Origin of the sequence: Streptomyces sp. S.PNR 29 (assembly GCF_030386795.1) — a bacterium.
In the GTDB taxonomy this organism is placed as follows: Bacteria; Actinomycetota; Actinomycetes; order Streptomycetales; family Streptomycetaceae; genus Streptomyces.
Genome location: NZ_JANUQM010000013.1, coordinates 160,182 through 177,299 on the forward strand (window position 1 = coordinate 160,182; position 17,118 = coordinate 177,299).

Genomic DNA, 17,118 nt, shown 5'->3' on the forward strand with positions numbered 1-17,118 from the left:
CCGGCGCCTGCGGGCCGCTCTCCATGTCCATGCACGAGGTCATGTACCGCGCCGGAACGTCCGCCCGGCAACTGGCACGGTTCACGTGGTTGCAGGCACGTTCCTGCGCGTTCGCCGTGGCGCTTTTCGGCGGTATGGCCGTCTCCAAGCTGCTCCCGCCGCTGCCGGTGGCGCGTTACGACCTGCTCCTGGTGTACGGGGTGCTGCTCACCGGCGTGGGCTACCTGCTGGGGTGGGAGGCCAGGCGGGAGGTGGCGGTCGTGGCCGTCTGCCATGTTCTGGGGCTCGTCTTCGAACTGGTGAAGGTGCACGTCGGTTCGTGGAGCTACCCCGAGCCGGGGCTGGCCAAGATCGCCGGGGTGCCGCTGTACGGGGGGTTCATGTACGCCGCTGTCGGCAGCTATGTCTGCCGGTCCTGGCGGTTGTTCGACCTGTCGCTGACCGGCTACCGAGCCCGCGGCACCGCCGCGCTGGCCGTCGCCCTGTACGTCAACTTCCTGTCCCATCACTGGCTGCCGGACCTGCGGCTGCCGCTCGGCGGGCTGCTGCTGGCGGTGACCACCGGGACCTGGGTGCACTTCACGATCGGAGAACGGCGGTACCGCATGCCGCTGGCGCTGTCCTTCGCCCTGATCGGCTTCTTCCTGTGGCTCGCCGAGAACATCGCCACCTATCTGGGGGCCTGGACCTACCCCGATCAGGTCAATGGCTGGGAACCGGTCTCGGTGTCCAAATGGGCCTCCTGGGCCCTGCTGATCAGCGTCACGTTCGTCATCTGCGGAGCGTGGCGGAGACAGGGGCGGGGTCCGGTGCCGCCGGCGACCGCCGGAGCCCCTGCTTCTGCTTGACTCCTCACCCCGCCGACGCGGCCCGCAGCAGGCGCAGCTGGCCGATCTCGGTGGCGTTCTTCATCAGCTCGGCGTTCACCCAGGCGATCATGTGCGCGACGGTGTGCGCCGGGTCGTTCGGCCACGGGAACGGGGCGGTGGCGTCCAGGCCGGTGTCGGTGAGGCCGTCCAGGGCGGCGAGCCAGTCCGTACGCAGGGCGCGCAGCCAGGTGACGGTCGGTTCACCGGGGCCGGGCCAGGCGATCTCGGTCCGCTCCCGTGGAGGACGTCCCTCCATATGGTCGAGGGTCACGCTCCACCACCAGCCGATGTGCCAGCTCACCCAGCCGACGGTGGGGACCGGCACGGGGTCGGGCTCCGTCTCGGCCCAGTCCGGCACCCATGTGCCGTCGGCGGCGCGGCGCAGTGTCCAGCACAGGGGCGCGGGCTCCCACAGGAAGTCCTCGGGTTCCAGCCGCTCCAGGTGGTACTCGAACAACGACCAGGTCAGCTCGAACTGCCAGCGCAGTAACTCACTTCGGGAAACGGTCACCGGTAGAGACTCGCACGACGGCGTGCACAGCCGTGTTCCGCCCACCGGTGTGCCTACAGTTCGTGATCCTCAGCGAGCCGCTCCCACGGCACGTCCCGCAGTGCCGCCTCCGCGTCGCAGCCCGACGGCACCCGCGGGGTGGGCTGGAACCAGATGACGGTGAGACGGGAGCGGTACAGGACCGGGTCGTGGGCCCGGTCGACGGCCCTGGAATGGAAGGTCCCGACGCAGGACACGGCCGGCAGCACCTCCACGGGGCCGAAGGCGCCCGCGTACTGGTCGGGGTACTCGCGCGGGGGCGGTACGAGGTGGACCGGGGTGGTGGGGAAGGCACGCTCGGCTGTGTGCAGGAGAGCCTTGATCTTCATGTCGTTGACGGGCCTGCACGGGTAGCCCTCCAGCATGCCGCCGTACGTCGACGCCAGCCGCAGCTCGGCGAGGTCGATCGAACGGCCGGAGGACAGGACGACGCGGGTCAGCGACATGGTCGGCACTCTAGGGCGGTGCTGCATGGAGGTCTTTCGGTTTTCGCGGGTGGTGCCGCGTCGTGGCGGTTCGGGGAGTGACAGGGGAGTGACAGGGGACTGACCAGGGACTGGTCAGGGACTGACCAGGAGTGGGTCAGTGGTGTCCGGTGGCGTTACGGCTGGTGGCCGGTCATCCGGGCCGCCGACGCGACCGTCGCGCGGGCCTCGCGGTCGGTCAGCCCCGTGGTGACGGCGGCCTCCACCAGGGGACCGACCAGGGCGGGGCCGATGCCGTCCTCGTAGGCCCGGCAGGCCGCCCAGAACAGGCGGGTGTTGCGCTGGCCCTCATGGGCGGCGAGGACGAACTGGACGAGGCCCTGGCCGTGCCCGCCGGCCGACGCGGGGGCCGACCGGTGTGTGCGGGGCGGCGGGAGCAGCAGACGCAGCAGGGAGCGCGGGCAGGGCGCGGGGGCCAGGTGGGCGGTGCCCGGGGCGGTGGCGTACACGCCGTGTTCGGTACGGGAGCCGGGGCCCACGAGATAGCCGCCGGCGCCCCGGATGTCGATGCCGGGGGCGAGGCGGCCGGCCGAGTTGGGGACGACGACGCCGGACGGGCCGCTCAGCCACAGGTGGCGGCCGCCGGACGGGGTCAGGACGACCACCGTGGGCGGAAGCGTGAACAGGTGGCGCAGGGCCAGTTCCCGCAGGGCGGCCGAGGAGTCCGTGCCCGACTTGGTGTCCAGGTCGATGCCGATCAGGTGGTGCGGGGGCAGCCCGCAGGCGATGCCGTAGCCGGTCGCCCAGGGGGCCGCGGCGAACAGGTCGCGGATGCGTGCCGGGTCGGTGGAGGCGTCGTAGACCCCGTGGCCGAAGCGGCCGCACTCGCCGTGGCAGCGGCTGGGGCCCGGGTCGTCGCGGTGCGGGGAGCGCAGGGCCGGGAGTTTCGTCCGGGACAGGGGGATGACGGCCAGTCCGCGCTCGGCGGCTGACAGGGCGTGTGCGAGGGCCAGCGTCGTGGCCTGCCGGTCGGTGGTGGCCATGCCTCCATGTTCGTACGTACGTTCGAAAAAGGGAAGGGGCTCAGGTGTGACACGCCCGGGCGGCGAGGTCGGCCGGGTAGGCGCTGGAACGCTTCGCCCCTTGCGGCGCTTGAGGTGTGGTTGTTTCTGCCGCTCCCGGCCGCTGCGCAACGGACGCAAAGGGGTTTATCGGCATGTCGTCACGCTTGCGTGCGAATCGCGGCTTCCGGGGTGATTCGCGGGGTTCGGTGGGCAATGCTGCTCTTGCGACGTCGTGCACAGCACCGGGGCGATCGGCCAACCGCCCGGGTGGAGGCCGTAGTTCACACATCCTCAACCACGCACATCACGCGCTTCCGGCGACCGGGCCGGTGCGCGCCTGTTCTGGAGGAACACCACATGGCAAGCATCCGTACCGCCCGCGACAGCGCGGCCGTCAGCCTTTCTCCGCTCTGGTGAGGAGCTGAGGGGCCCGGCGCGTGTTTCTCCGTGCGCGCCGGCCCCTCACAAGGGGTGTGCTTCAAGGGTCATCACACGCCTGCGCGGCGGTACTTCGGTACCGCCGCGCAGGCGTTCGGCGTTCTCCTTGACAGTACCCGGAATCTGACGGACAGTCAGAAACCAGGTTTGGCGCAGTGCACGGGAAGGGGGCGACGGTGAGCGACGACCTGGGGACCCGGCTGAAGGCCTACGAGGGGCGGCCGGCCGCCGTCGCCGGTGTGGGCAAGGACCTTGTCAACACACCGATGATCCGGCACTGGTGCGAGGCGATGGGCGACACCAACCCGGCGTACACAGGGCCGGACGCCGTGGCCCCGCCCACCATGCTCCAGGTGTGGACCATGGGCGGCCTCTCGGGCCACACGGGACGCACGGAGCCGTACGACGAACTCCTCGCCCTCCTCGACGAGGCGGGCTGCACCTCGGTCGTCGCCACCGACTGCGAGCAGGAGTACCTGCGCCCCCTGCGGCCCGGGGACGAGGTCACCTTCGACGCGGTGATCGAGTCGGTGTCCCAGCGCAAGACGACGAAGCTGGGGGCGGGCCACTTCGTCACGACCCGCATGGACGTCCGAGTGGGCGCCGAACTGGTCGGCACGCACCGCTTCCGCATCCTCAAGTACGCCCCCGCGGCACCGGGACGGAGCCGTGCCCCCCGCCCCCGCCCCGTCGTCAACCGCGACAACGCCGGCTTCTGGGAGGGCGTCGAGCGGCGCCGGCTGCTCATCCAGCGGTGCGCCGGCTGCGCGGCCCTGCGCTTTCCCTGGCTGCCGGGGTGCAACGCCTGCGGCTCACCGGACTGGGACACGGTGGAGGCGAGCGGCGACGGCACCGTCTACTCGTACGTCGTGATGCACCACCCGCCCTTCCCCGCCTTCGACCCTCCCTACGCGGTGGGGCTGATCGAGCTGACGGAGGGCGTACGGATGATCAGCAACGTGGTCGGGGTGCCGTACGACAAGGTGCGGATCGGGCTTCCGGTGCGGCTGGAGTTCCAGGAGTGCGACCGGGAACTCGTGCTGCCGGTCTTCCGGGCCCGGGAGGAGGCCTGATGAGGGCCGGAGACGAACTTCCGCCGCTGGAGATCCCGGTCACCCGCACGCTCATCGTCGCCGGAGCCATCGCCTCCCGCGACTACCAGGACGTGCACCACGACCCGGAACTGGCCCGGCAGAAGGGCTCCCCCGACATCTTCATGAACATCCTGACGACGAACGGCCTGGTCGGCCGCTACATCACGGACCACCTCGGCCCCCGGGCGGTGCTGCGCCGGGTGGCCATACGGCTGGGGGCGCCCAACCACCCCGGCGACACGATGGTGCTGACCGGCACGGTCGAGGCGGTGGACGGCGACACGGCGACGGTACGGGTCGTCGGCACCAACGGCATCGGCCGGCACGTCACCGGCACGGTCACGGTCACCGTCCCGCCGGGAGGCGCGCGATGAGCGTGCGCGCGCGGGACGCGCTCGGCGGGCGCGCGGCGATCGTGGGCATCGGCGCCACGGAGTTCTCCAAGGACTCCGGGCGCAGCGAGCTGCGGCTGGCCGTGGAGGCGGTGCGGGCCGCCCTGGAGGACGCGGGGCTGACACCGGCCGACGTGGACGGCATGGTCACGTTCACGATGGACACCAGTCCCGAGATCACCGTGGCGCAGGCGGCGGGGATGGGCGAGCTGTCCTTCTTCTCCCGCGTGCACTACGGCGGAGGCGCCGCCTGCGCGACCGTCCAGCAGGCCGCGCTCGCGGTGGCGTCCGGCACGGCTGAGGTGGTGGTCTGCTACCGGGCCTTCAACGAGCGGTCGGGCCGCCGCTTCGGCTCCGGCGTACAGCACCGGGAGCCGTCGGCGGAGGGCGCCGCACTCGGCTGGTCCCTGCCGTTCGGGCTGCTCACGCCGGCCTCATGGGTGGCGATGGCGGCCCAGCGGTACCTGCACGAGTACGGGCTCTCGCCGGAGGCGTTCGGGCAGGTGGCCGTGGCCGGCCGCAGATACGCGGCGACGAACCCGGCGGCGTACTTCCACGGCAGACCCATCACCCTTCGGGACCATGCCGCGTCCCGCTGGATCGTCGAACCGCTGCGGCTGCTGGACTGCTGCCAGGAGACGGACGGCGGGCAGGCACTCGTCGTCACGTCCGTCGAGCGGGCCCGCGACCTGCCGCGGCCGCCCGTCGTCATCACGGCGGCGGCCCAGGGCGCGGGGCGGGCGCAGGAGCAGATGACCAGCTTCTACCGCGACGACCTGACCGGCCTGCCCGAGACGGCCGTGGTGGCCCGGCAGCTGTGGCGGACCTCCGGGCTCGCGCCGGCGGACATCGACGTGGGGATCCTGTACGACCACTTCACGCCGTTCGTGCTGATGCAGCTGGAGGAGTTCGGCTTCTGCGGCCGGGGGGAGGCGGCGGACTTCGTCGCCGAGGAGCGGCTACCGCTGAACACCCATGGCGGGCAGCTCGGGGAGGCGTATCTGCACGGCATGAACGGCGTAGCGGAGGGTGTCCGTCAGGTGCGGGGCACGGCCGTGAACCAGATCCCCGGGGCCGGGCGCGTGCTGGTGACGGCGGGGACCGGGGTGCCGACCTCGGGGCTGGTGCTGACGGCGGACGGCGTATGAGCGCAGTACCTGCGGCCACCCCCAGGGGTAAACCCGCAGGAGCGGTCCCCCGCCGCTCCACCTCTGGGAGGTGGGGTTGGCCCCACCACTACAACCTGAGGGGGACGCGGCTTCGGGACCTGCGGCCGATCCGGTCGAGGCCCCCTCGCTCCTAGCGTGGAGCCATGACCACACCCGTCTGCACCAGCGCTTCGAACGCCGCTGCTCCAGCGACGCAGACCCTCCCGTATCCGTCGTTCACCTCGTACGTGCGAGCCCGCCGGCCGGTGCTGCTGCGTACCGCCCGGTCGCTGACCGCGAACCCGTGCGACGCGGAGGACCTGCTGCAGACCGCGCTCACCAAGACGTACGTCGCCTGGGAGCGCATCGAGGACCACCGTGCGCTCGACGGCTATGTGCGCCGGGCGCTGGTGAACACGCGGACGTCGCAGTGGCGCAAGCGCCGGGTCGACGAGTTCACCTGCGACGAACTGCCCGAGCCGGAGCCCCTGCCCGGCGCGGACGACCCGGCGGAGCGGCAGGCGCTGCACGACGCGATGTGGCGGGCGATCATGAAGCTGCCGGCCCGGCAGCGGGCCATGGTCGTCCTCAGGTACTACGAGGACCTCAGCGAGGCCCAGACGGCCGAAGTGCTCGGAGTCTCGGTCGGCACGGTGAAGTCGGCGGTGTCGCGGGCGCTGGGGAAGCTGCGCGAGGACCTTGAGCTGGTGCTTGTTCGATCGTGAGCCCCTGTGTCGGATGGCGTCGGGCGACCGTGTCGGGCAACGTGAACTGATCGATCACCCGCTCCTAGTGACATACCGCGCGGTATGTGCGCAGAATCAGGCCAACCCTTACCGCCGCGTAGGCAATGTCGCCCCGGGAGGACGCCGTGCTGAGCACCATGCAGGACGTACCGCTGCTGATTTCGAGGATCCTGACCCACGGGTCGACGATCCACGGGACGTCGCAGGTGACCACCTGGACCGGTGAGGACGAGCCGCACCGCCGCTCCTTCGCCGAGATCGGCGCACGCGCGGCCCAGCTGGCCCACGCTCTGCGCGCGGACCTGGGCATCACCACCGACGACCGTGTGGCCACCTTGGCCTGGAACAACGCGGAGCATGTGGAGGCCTACTTCGCGATCCCCTCGATGGGCGCGGTCCTGCACACCCTCAACCTCCGCCTCCCGGCCGAGCAACTGGCCTGGATCGTGCACCACGCCGCCGACCGGGTGATCATCGCCAACGGTTCGCTGCTGCCCCTGCTCGCCCCGCTCCTGCCGCATCTGAAGACGGTCGAGCACGTCGTGGTCACCGGCCCCGGAGACCGCTCCCTGCTCGCGGACGCGCCCGCGCAGGTGCACGAGTACGAGGAACTGATCGCCGGGAAGCCGACGACGTACGACTGGCCGCAGCTGGACGAGCGGTCGGCCGCCGCCATGTGCTACACGTCCGGCACCACCGGCGACCCCAAGGGCGTGGTCTACAGCCACCGCTCGATCTACCTGCACTCCATGCAGGTCAACATGGCCCAGTCCATGGGCCTGACCGACCAGGACACCTCGCTGGTCGTCGTTCCCCAGTTCCACGTCAACGCCTGGGGCCTGCCGCACGCGACCTTCATGACCGGCGTGAACCTGCTGATGCCGGACCGCTTCCTGCAGCCCGCCCCGCTCGCCGAGATGATCGAGCGGGAGCGGCCGACGCACGCCGCCGCCGTCCCCACCATCTGGCAGGGCCTGCTCGCCGAGCTGACCGCGAAGCCCCGCGACGTCACGTCCCTCACCCAGGTCACCATCGGCGGCTCCGCCTGCCCGCCCTCCCTGATGGAGGCGTTCGACAAGCTGGGCATGCGGGTCTGCCACGCCTGGGGCATGACGGAGACCTCCCCGCTCGGCACCGTCGCCCGCCCGCCGGCCCATGTGGTCGGCACGGACGAGGAGTTCGCCTACCGCCTCACCCAGGGCCGCTTCCCGGCCGGTGTCGAGGCCCGCCTCACCGGCCCCGGCGGCGAGCGCCTCCCCTGGGACGGCGAGTCGGCCGGCGAGCTGGAGGTGCGCGGACCCTGGATCGCGGGCGCCTACTACAACGGCCCCGACGCGGACCCCCTCCACCCCGCCGACAAGTTCAGCGAGGACGGCTGGCTGAAGACGGGCGACGTCGGCACGATCTCCCCCGACGGCTTCCTCACCCTGACCGACCGCGCCAAGGACGTCATCAAGTCCGGCGGCGAGTGGATCTCGTCCGTCGAACTCGAGAACGCGCTGATGTCCCATCCCGAGGTCGCCGAGGCCGCCGTGGTCGCCGTCCCCGACGACAAGTGGGGCGAGCGCCCGCTGGCCACGGTCGTCCTCAAGGAGGGCGCCACCGCCGACTTCGAGACCCTGCGCGCCTTCCTCGCCGACGAGGGCGGGATCGCCAAGTGGCAGCTCCCGGAGCGCTGGACGGTGATCGAGGCCGTGCCGAAGACGAGCGTGGGCAAGTTCGACAAGAAGGTGCTGCGCAGGCAGTACGCCGAGGGGGAGCTGGACGTCACCCGGCTCTGACCCCGCGGATCACCGGCACCGACTGACCCCGCGCAGGGGTCAGTTGGTGCCGATCCGCGCGAGCAGGTCCACGATGCGGCTCTGCACCTCGCTGCTGGTGGACCGCTCCGCCAGGAACAGCACCGTCTCGCCCGAGGCCAGCCGCGGCAGGTCGGCCTGGTCGACGGCGGCGGTGTAGACGACCAGCGGGGTGCGGTTGAGCTGGCCGTTCGCCCGCAGCCAGTCGATGATCCCGGCCCGGCGCCGGTGCACCTGCATCAGGTCCATCACGACCAGGTTCGGCCGGAACTGCCCCGCCAGCGTCACCGCGTCGTTGTCGCTCGCGGCCCGCGCCACCTGCATCCCGCGCCGCTCCAGCGTCGCCGTCAGCGCCAGCGCTATCTCCGCGTGCTCCTCGATCAGCAGCACACGCGGCGGGTGCTGCTCGCTGTCGCGCGGCGCGAGCGCCTTCAGCAGGACGGCGGGATCAGCGCCGTACGCCGCGTCGCGTGAGGCCTGCCCGAGCCCGGCCGTGACCAGCACCGGCACCTCCGCCGCCACCGCCGCCTGCCGCAGCGACTGCAGCGCGGTCCGTGTGATCGGCCCGGTCAGCGGGTCCACGAACAGCGCGGCGGGGAAGGCCGCGATCTGTGCGTCGACCTCCTCGCGCGAGTGCACGATGACGGGCCGGTAGCCGCGATCGCTCAGCGCCTGCTGCGTGCTGACGTCCGGCGCCGGCCACACCAGCAACCGGCGCGGGTTGTCCAGCGGCTCCGGCGGCAGCTCGTCGTCCATCGGCTGCGGTCGCGGCGGATCCGCGACCTCCACCGCCCCGCCGGGCCCGTCCAGCGGCTCGGGACCCTCGGCGGCGTTCTCGTCCGGCGCGCCTATGGCGTACGACCGTCCGGCGCCCTCGGTCGCCTGCGCGAGCCGGGACTGACCGGCCAGGGACGCCTGCGGCTGCGGCTGCCCGGCGGGCTGCTCGGTCCCCGGATGCGGCCGGGCCGTCTGCTCGGCGCGCGCGGCGGCCGGCTCGGGCGGCGTACCCAGCTTGCGCCGGCGACCGGATCCGCTCGTCTGATGCGGAGGCGGCGTGGCCGTCGGCTGCTGCACCTGGGCGGCCTGCCGGTTGAACGGCACCCCCTGCCCCAGGGTCCGCACGCTGATCGCCCGCCCCTGCGTGGAGTTCGGATCCACCGGCGCCGCACCCTCGGCGGGCAGGGGCTGCGCCGCCCGCGCCGCGCCCTCCGGCGGCAGCGGCGTACCCGGTGCGGGCGTGGACTGCGGCGGTACGGGGGTGGCGGCACCGGCCGCCGGTGCCGGGGGCGGAGTGCTGTGCGGGGGCACGGCGCTCGCGGCCCCGTCGGTCGGTACGGGGGCGGCGGCGTTCGGCGGTACGGCGTTCGCGGCGCCGTTCACGGCGGTGTCGGGCGGTACGGGCACGCCGACGCCGGTGGGGTCTGCCGCGGCGGGCCACTGCTGCGGGGCCGGGGTGCCCTGGGCGGGTGTGCCCTGGCCGGGGGCCGCTTCCGCGGGGAGCGGCCCGCTGGGGGCGGGCTGCTCCGGTGCCGTGGGGTGCGGCGCGGGCGCACCGGCGCCCTGGCCGGCGGCCGCCTGCGCCGGTGCGCCCTGCTGCGGCAGCGGCTGACCGGCGGGGACGGCCTGGGGGTGTGGCTGTGGCTGCGGCTGCGGCTGGGCCTGGGCTTGAGCCGGGGGCGGGGTCGGCTGTGCGGGCACCGGCTGTGCGGGCACCGGCTGTCCAGGAGCGGGCTGCATCGGAGTGGCCTGCGCGGGAGCGGGCTGCGCGGGAACCTGCTGTGCAGTGGCCGGCTGCCCGGCGGCCGGCTGTGCGACGGCAGCCTGCCCAGGAGCCACCGCCTGCACGCTCTGCCCCACGGTCCCCTGGGCCGGAACGGTCACGCCCTGCTGGGGAACAGCGGTCCCCTGCGGGGGCACCGCCTGGGCCACGCCCGCCTGGACCGGCATCCCCTGCGCGGCGGCCTCCGGAGCGGGAACGCCCTGCGCGGGAGCCACCTGGGCCGGAACCTGAGCCTGCACGCCCTGCGGAGGCGTCCCGGCGGGAGTCTCCGCGGGCGGGGCCACGGCCCGTCGACGGCGCCCGGTCGGCGCGCTCGTGGGGTGCGGCTGCGGCGGGGTGTGGTCGTCGGCCTGGCCGTGCGGAACGGCGTCGTGCCGACCGTCGTCGTCGATCAGGGCGTCACTGGCCGCCGCGGGAGCGGGAACCTGCGCCCGGCCCTGTTCAGGCACCGGGCTCGGTCCCGCCGGCCCACCGGCGGACTCAGCGGTTCCACCGGCTCCATTGGCCCCGTCAGCGCCCTCGACGCCCCGGTCCGCCTCCGCGGGCGGCAGCGCGAACACCGTACGGGGCGCCGCCTCCTGCGCGGCGGCACGCTCGGTCGCGGCGGCGAGGGCACGCCGCCGACGGCCCGTCGGCTGAGGCGGAGCGGCCTCACCGGGACCGGCCTCAGCAGGACCGGCCTCGCCCGAGCCGGACGATGCGGGCAGCGCCGGCGGCAGCGCGTGCTGCTCGCCCGCGGCGCGCCGGGCACGCCGTCCGCTGGGCGCGGGCACACCCTGCGGCGGCACGGTGCCGCCCAGGCCCGTACCCGAGGCCGCGGTCCCCGCGGCATGTTCGTCGGCCGTGACGACGGCACCCTCGGCCACCGCCGCGTCCTCGGCGGGACGTCCGCGCCGCCGCCCGGTCCCGCCGGATGCCTCGGCCGCCGCCTGCGCCGGAACGGGCTCGGGCGCCTCGACGGCACGCCTCCGGCGCCGCCCGGTCGGCGCCGCGCCCTCCACCTCGGCGCCACCGGGTCCCCCGGTGTCACCGGCAACCGGAACCTCGCTCTCCAGGAAAAACGCGTCGGTGGACGCCCGCCGCCCCCGGCGCCGGCCGCCACCGGAGGTCTGCTCGCCCGCGGCGGCCTCGTCGGCATCCGGAACCGGGGCCTGGGCCAGGGCCAGGGCCTGACCCGGAACGGCCCCCGCCCCACCTCCGAGCGGAACCTCCAGCACGTACGCACTGCCGCTCATGCCCGGCACCTCGTGCGTCTGCAGCACGCCGCCGTGGGCCCGCACGATCCCGCGCACGATCGGCTCGTGCACCGGGTTGCCCCCGGCGTACGGTCCGCGCACCTCGATCCGTACGACCTCGCCGCGCTGCGCCGCCGCGACCACGACGGTGTTGTCCATGTACCCGCCCGCCGAGACGGGCGTGTTGCCCGTCGCGTCGACACCGGCCACGTCCGCGACGAGATGCGCGAGGGCGGTGGCGAGCAGCTTGGGGTCGACCTCGGCCTCGATGGGCGGCGCGTGCACGGCGAACTGCACCCGCCCCGGCCCGATCAGCTCCACGGCCCCGTCGACACCGGAGGCGACGACGGCGTCGAGCATCACCTTCGTACGGGAGATCTCCTCGCTGCCGGTGTCGAGCCGCTGGTAGCCGAGGACGTTGTCGATCAGGGTCGTGATCCGCGAGTAGCCCGCCGACAGGTGATGCAGCACCTGGTTGGCCTCGGGCCACAGCTGCCCGGCGTCGTCCGCGGCCAGCGCGGACAGCTCGCGGCGCAGCTCCTCCAGCGGTCCGCGCAGCGAGGTCCCGAGCAGCGTGAGCAGCTGCTCGTGCCGCCCGGCCAGGGCCTCGTAGCGGTCCTTCTCGCGCTCCCCGAGGGCGGCGTACCGCTCCTCGCCGGCGGCGAGCTCCTCCGCGTGCCGCTCGCGCAGCTCCTCCAGCTCGGTGACGTGCTGCTGGCGCAGGGCGGTGAGCTCGGAGGCGTGCTCCTCGGCGAGCCGCTCCAGCTCCTCGGCGTGGCTCTTCTCCGCCGCCTCCATCTCCTTGACGACCGCGTCGTACGGCCGCCGGTCGGTGAAGGTCATGACGGCGCCGACGAGCTGGTCGCCGTCGCGGACGGGTGCGGTCGTCAGGTCGACCGGCACCTTGTCGCCGTTCTTCGCGTACAGCACCTGCCCGCGCACCCGGTGCTTGCGTCCGGAGCGCAGGGTGTCGGCGAGCGCCGACTCCTCGTACGGGAAGGGCGACCCGTCACCGCGCGAGTGCAGGACGAGGGTGTGCAGCTCGCGTCCGCCGAGGTCGCTGGCCCGGTAGCCCAGTATCTGAGCGGCGGCCGGATTGACGAGGACGATCCGCCCTTCCGTGTCCGTGCCGACGACGCCCTCGGCGGCGGCCCGCAGGATCATCTCGGTCTGCCGCTGCGAACGCGCCAGCTCCGCCTCGGTGTCCACGGTCCCCGACAGGTCCCGCACGACGAGCATCAGCAGCTCGTCACCGGTGTAGCCGTAGCCGTCGTAGGCCTGCTGGCCGTTCTCGAGGTTCGCGCTGGTGACCTCGACGGGGAACTCGGTCCCGTCCGTCCGCCGCGCGATCATCCGCGTCGGCTTGGTCCGGGCCCGGGGGTCGAGGTGGTCCGGACGCCGCATGGACCCCGGAATGAGCTTGCTGTCGAACTGCGGCAGCAGATCCAGCAGTCCCCGCCCGACGAGGGCGGTCCCCGGCGTCTCGAAGGCCTCCAGGGCGATGGTGTTCGCGTTGACGACCGTGCCGTTGGCGTTGACCAGCACCAATGCGTCGGGCAGCGCGTCCAGTATGGCTGCGAGGCGAGCAGCGCCTCGGGATGGCCTGCTGCTCACGAGTCGCTTCCTCCCTGTTACCGCACCTTGCCGACCGCGTGGGCCATCTTGCCAACCTGCCCGCAGCGTGTCACGCGAGGGAGTCTAAGGGCTCGGATTGCGGTCGCGACGCCGGATGCGAGGGAGGTCGCACGACGAAGTGACGCAGAACATGTGACCGAGTGTCCTGACGTCCGGGGGACCTTCGCGGGACCTTTACGACCTTGCTGTTTCTGTCATCGGGCCCGACCCGTCACGACCGCCCCCGGGGCCGCAGGTCCGGCAGGAGCGGTACGAGCCGGTCCCAGCGGGCGATCTGGCAGCCGTCGCGGCGGTCGTACGTCGCGTCGACCCGGCGCCCGGCCCAGGTGCCGGTGACGCGCGCGGTGGCCGGCCCGCCGTACTGCATGGTGCAGAGGCCGCCCTCCGGGACCGGGGCGAAGGCCTCCTTCCCCCACCGCGTGTTCCGCTCGACCGCGGCACAGGCACGGCGCGGTTCGGGGTGGCTGCCGCCGTGGGGGTGGCAGTACAGCTCGAAGGTCCCGTCCGCGGCCCTGCCCGCGTTCCGGACGGTGACGGTCAGGTGATCACGGCTCCGGTCCTCGTCCCGGACCGGCGGCGGCACGAGGGTGCCGGTGACGGTCTCGGCGTACGCGGCCGGCGGAGCCGCGGACAGCGTGCCGACGGCGGCGAGGGAGGAGGCGGCGGTAACGAGGAGACGGCTGAGACGGCTGAGACGGCTGAGACGGCTGAGCCGGGTGAGACCGGTGACCTGCGACATGACCTGACTAACGCGGCACCCCGCGGGACGTTGCGCGCCCGCCGCAGCGGCGACACGACCAGGGACACCACCGGCGGGAAGGCCTTTGCCCTGCGGCCTGCCCGCCTAGTACCGTGGGGGTCGATTGGTGACACCACGCTCGACTGTGTCATCATCGGCACACACCGCTCGCGCTCGCCCGCGAGAGGCTGTGTCTGGAGGCGTCGCCTAGTCCGGTCTATGGCGCCGCACTGCTAATGCGGTTTGGGCCTTAAAGCCCATCGAGGGTTCAAATCCCTCCGCCTCCGCACAAGATCACCGAAGCCCCGGCCCACCCGGCCGGGGCTTCGCTGTACCCGGCGCGGATGGCGGCCAGATCATCGTTTCCGCAGGTCACAAGGGGCGCGGCTAACGGATTTCACATGGCGGCGGCAGTCATGTAATGTTCTTCCTGTCGCCGCGAGCGGGCCGGAAGGGCCGGGAGCGGCGAGAAAACAGAACAAGCACTCGTAGCTTAACGGATAGAGCATCTGACTACGGATCAGAAGGTTGCAGGTTCGAATCCTGCCGAGTGCGCAGCAAGCCAGAGGCCCTGTGGAGTGATCCACAGGGCCTCTGGCTTGTGCTTTGGCGGCAGTGCGTGACGGCAACCGCCTCCGGGCGGGGATCCCGGGTGCGGGTCAGCCCACGCCGGTGGCTGCCCCGCAACCTCGTTCCCGTGCGTGGACTCAGCTCACAAGCTTCTGGTACGCGCGCAGCCGGTCGTCCAGCGATTGCATGAAATCCGAGAAACGTATGCCGGTTCCTTCATCAGGATGGGTGATCCTGCCGTCCGTGCTCGGTGGGCAGATCATGAAGCTCACGCCATCATAAAGGCCGGTTTCCAGCAGGCGCTCGCACAGCACGTGATAGCGCCGGGCATACGAAGGCCGCTCCCCATAGATCGGGTCGAGCGGAAATGCAGCCTCTACTTTGTGCGCCGCATCCCGTGTCGCCGCTCTGCGCTCATCGTCCTCAAGGATGAAGATGTATCCCAACCAGGGAAACCAGTCGTCCCCCTGGCCGAGGATTCCGTTCGCGTAGACCTGGCGCAGGTCCGTGGCGCTACCCACGGCCTCTTCGTTTCTGTTGTTCGCGTTGTTGCCGAGCTTCTTTGCGTCCTGGGATTTGACCTCGATGGCGAAGACGAGACGCTCGCCGTGAACTCCGATGATGTCCCAGTTCTTGCGCGGCCGAAAGAAGCCGGGAATCGTTGCCTTGTCGCCCTGCAGGATCGACAGCGGAAGAGAGCCGGTCGTTTCACGGACATGATTGATGATCAGGCTTTCGATTGCCTGCATGTGTTTGCCGCTACGAGTACTGACCGCGCGAGCCGTCCACATCTCCTGGACGGCTCGTGTCAGCAGTTCCTCGGTCCAGCGCGCTGCCGCGCTCATTTCCGCCCCCCAAGTTGTCGCGTCAGTCCGGGATGCGGTCGATCCCGTAGGCGCGGAGAGCCGCCGCGGTGGCGGCCTGCACGTCCCGTTGATCGAACGCCTCCGCCAACGCTAGAGCATCTGCCCGGGAGAGCGAGTCCGGGGCAGGAACCCGGATACGCCTTAGATACTGCGCCTGGAACCGCAACGTTCCCCCACGCATGCGCACCGCGTATGCCTCCACGAAGGCCTGAGCAACCCGCGAGAGCAGAAGACCACCGAGGACCTTTATGTCCCATGAATCCGAAACCACGTAGTACAGATTATGGTGAGGGTAATAGCCGCCTTCATCCAGTACTGGATGAATGGTCGTCTTCATGTCCGGTAGCAGAAGTTTTGGGCGATTGGTGAGCTTGGGGTCGACCTTGTCGATAGTTTTGTACCAGTGGTTCGGCTTCTGCTTGGCGACGTATCGGCCCTTCAATGCCGCTTGATGCGCCTCGAAGTACCGCTTCAACTTCGGGTAGCCGTCGAGGTCGACGAGATCGCCCGAACTTCCCCAGGGATTCACTAGGTATGTGCCATGCCACTGAAAACGGCCACTCTTCGCGTCTTTGACCATGGCCATGGGGAGCAGTCGGTCGTGCTCCACAACCGAAGGATCCGTCGTGACGAAAACAGCGTCCGCACCCGTGGCTACACCGATGCCGACGCGTGTGGCCGTTTCCTCAAGAGTGGGAAACCGGTCGTTGAGGTATTCCAGCATGGCAAGTCGCGAGGGGCTGCCGACAGGCCATGACTCGTCAGCCGAGAACCAGTGCGGCAGTCGAGCCACCTGAAAAGCATCGTTGCTCTCCTCCGGTGAACCCTCCGTGTGGACCCAGGAGAGAAGTTCCTGTGCTTGTTGTGCGCCGAATCGAGCGGTCGTGTCGGCGGCGACCACGGATCCCTGTGGTTCGTTGCAGAGGACAGTGATGGCCGGGTAAGCCGACACCTGAGATTCGAAGGCGTCCACGTCGTGCATGATCACCACCGCTCTCATGCTGTAGCGGTCGGCAACCATTTTCCGGAGCTCCCGGCCGTACTGGTTACGCATCCACCGGTCGGCGCAGATGAACCCGAGTACTCCGCCGTGCGGCAGTGACTTCAATGCCTTCTCGAAGAACCCGATGTAGATGTCGGAGCGCCCCACCATCGTTCGCTGGTTCTTCCGATACACGCGCATGCGCTGGTCCGGTACGTCTTCCAGACGAATATACGGAGGGTTTCCCACCACGAAGTCGCTCTGGTGGTCGGGTTCCAGGAGGTAGTCACCGCACTTGATCCACTTACGGACCAGCTTCTCGACCTGAGCCCTGTCCCATCCGTCCGCGGTGAGCAGGTCGACTACGGATGTGCGGCTTTCCCGCACGTTCCGCTCAAGGAGATCGAATGCCCGGATGGCCTGTTCCGGAAGATCCTTGCCGTGCTTGCGGCAAGCCGCACTGAGGCGCTCAGCGATGCTCAGCAGAAAGGCTCCGGTGCCGCAGGCAGGATCCGTGATCGTCCATTGCGTGAGATCGCGGTCCGCAGTGTACTCCACCAGATCGAGGATCATGTCGACAACCCACCGGCGGGTGTAGACCTCGCCGTTCTCGACAGCTTCCTGCGAGATGGGCTCTACTGCGGAGTTCGGTGGCACGGGATGGGACACGGGGTGAGCGTAGCCCTACGGGGGAGGGCGGGTGGCTCGGACCCGGAGCTACCGGGTGACGGTTCTTGATCCGCTTGCGCTCTTGCAGTGGGGGGCCGGGAACGCCGGTTCCCGGTT

Annotated in this window: 13 protein-coding genes and 2 tRNA genes; 8 read left to right on the plus strand and 7 right to left on the minus strand. The window is 71.2% G+C overall.

The window, feature by feature from the left end; translation table 11 throughout:
* Positions 1-23 precede the first annotated feature (23 nt).
* On the plus strand, positions 24-848 hold the full coding sequence (locus tag NW895_RS30995) for a DUF817 domain-containing protein (protein ID WP_289939760.1): 825 nt from the start codon (positions 24-26) through the stop codon (positions 846-848).
* A gap of 4 nt (positions 849-852) precedes the next feature.
* Here the strand turns inward: NW895_RS30995 and NW895_RS31000 are convergent, their stop codons facing one another.
* The 3 genes from NW895_RS31000 to NW895_RS31010 form a co-directional block, all read right to left on the minus strand.
* Complete coding sequence (locus NW895_RS31000; RefSeq protein WP_289939763.1) at positions 853-1,380, minus strand: DinB family protein; 528 nt, start codon at positions 1,378-1,380, stop codon at positions 853-855.
* 53 nt (positions 1,381-1,433) lie between these two features.
* Positions 1,434-1,865 (minus strand): hypothetical protein, encoded by a 432-nt coding sequence (locus NW895_RS31005; protein WP_289939765.1) that lies wholly within the window; start codon positions 1,863-1,865, stop codon positions 1,434-1,436.
* Positions 1,866-2,020: 155 nt separating this feature from the next.
* The gene (locus NW895_RS31010) at positions 2,021-2,887 is read right to left on the minus strand and encodes a bifunctional DNA primase/polymerase (RefSeq protein ID WP_289939767.1); all 867 of its coding nucleotides are present in this window, start codon (positions 2,885-2,887) and stop codon (positions 2,021-2,023) included.
* A 635-nt stretch (positions 2,888-3,522) separates the two neighbouring features.
* Here NW895_RS31010 and NW895_RS31015 point away from each other — a divergent pair.
* The 5 genes from NW895_RS31015 to NW895_RS31035 all read left to right on the plus strand — a co-directional run bounded on the left by NW895_RS31015 (position 3,523) and on the right by NW895_RS31035 (position 8,507).
* On the plus strand, positions 3,523-4,419 hold the full coding sequence (locus tag NW895_RS31015; RefSeq protein ID WP_289939769.1) for an OB-fold domain-containing protein: 897 nt from the start codon (positions 3,523-3,525) through the stop codon (positions 4,417-4,419).
* Positions 4,419-4,814 carry a MaoC family dehydratase gene (locus NW895_RS31020; RefSeq protein WP_289939771.1) on the plus strand — a complete coding sequence of 132 codons (396 nt, stop codon included), beginning with the start codon at positions 4,419-4,421 and terminating at the stop codon, positions 4,812-4,814. Before NW895_RS31015 ends, NW895_RS31020 begins: the two co-directional genes overlap by 1 nt.
* On the plus strand, positions 4,811-5,980 hold the full coding sequence (locus NW895_RS31025; RefSeq protein ID WP_289939773.1) for a lipid-transfer protein: 1,170 nt from the start codon (positions 4,811-4,813) through the stop codon (positions 5,978-5,980). The genes NW895_RS31020 and NW895_RS31025 overlap by 4 nt, the downstream gene beginning before the upstream one ends.
* A 164-nt stretch (positions 5,981-6,144) precedes the next feature.
* Positions 6,145-6,705 carry a SigE family RNA polymerase sigma factor gene (locus NW895_RS31030; RefSeq protein WP_289939774.1) on the plus strand — a complete coding sequence of 187 codons (561 nt, stop codon included), beginning with the start codon at positions 6,145-6,147 and terminating at the stop codon, positions 6,703-6,705.
* A 125-nt stretch (positions 6,706-6,830) separates the two neighbouring features.
* A complete protein-coding gene (locus tag NW895_RS31035) occupies positions 6,831-8,507 on the plus strand; it encodes a long-chain fatty acid--CoA ligase (protein ID WP_289939775.1) in 1,677 nt (558 codons plus the stop codon).
* 39 nt (positions 8,508-8,546) lie between these two features.
* Here NW895_RS31035 and NW895_RS31040 read toward each other — a convergent pair whose 3' ends face one another.
* Both NW895_RS31040 and NW895_RS31045 read right to left on the minus strand, forming a co-directional pair.
* Positions 8,547-13,154: a PAS domain-containing protein gene (locus NW895_RS31040; protein WP_289939776.1), complete on the minus strand. Its 4,608-nt coding sequence runs from the start codon at positions 13,152-13,154 to the stop codon at positions 8,547-8,549.
* Positions 13,155-13,386: 232 nt separating this feature from the next.
* A complete protein-coding gene (locus NW895_RS31045; protein WP_289939777.1) occupies positions 13,387-13,914 on the minus strand; it encodes an SSI family serine proteinase inhibitor in 528 nt (175 codons plus the stop codon).
* A gap of 196 nt (positions 13,915-14,110) precedes the next feature.
* Between NW895_RS31045 and NW895_RS31050 the strand changes: the two genes are divergently transcribed.
* Positions 14,111-14,201 (plus strand) — tRNA-Ser (locus tag NW895_RS31050).
* A 195-nt stretch (positions 14,202-14,396) separates the two neighbouring features.
* Positions 14,397-14,469: transfer RNA gene (locus tag NW895_RS31055), tRNA-Arg, on the plus strand.
* A gap of 152 nt (positions 14,470-14,621) precedes the next feature.
* On the opposite strand, the gene NW895_RS31060 is transcribed toward NW895_RS31055, so the two are convergent.
* Together NW895_RS31060 and NW895_RS31065 are read right to left on the minus strand one after the other, a co-directional pair.
* Positions 14,622-15,329 (minus strand): PaeR7I family type II restriction endonuclease, encoded by a 708-nt coding sequence (locus tag NW895_RS31060; RefSeq protein ID WP_289939778.1) that lies wholly within the window; start codon positions 15,327-15,329, stop codon positions 14,622-14,624.
* A 22-nt stretch (positions 15,330-15,351) separates the two neighbouring features.
* The gene (locus NW895_RS31065; RefSeq protein ID WP_289939779.1) at positions 15,352-17,001 is read right to left on the minus strand and encodes an N-6 DNA methylase; all 1,650 of its coding nucleotides are present in this window, start codon (positions 16,999-17,001) and stop codon (positions 15,352-15,354) included.
* Positions 17,002-17,118: the final 117 nt, after the last annotated feature.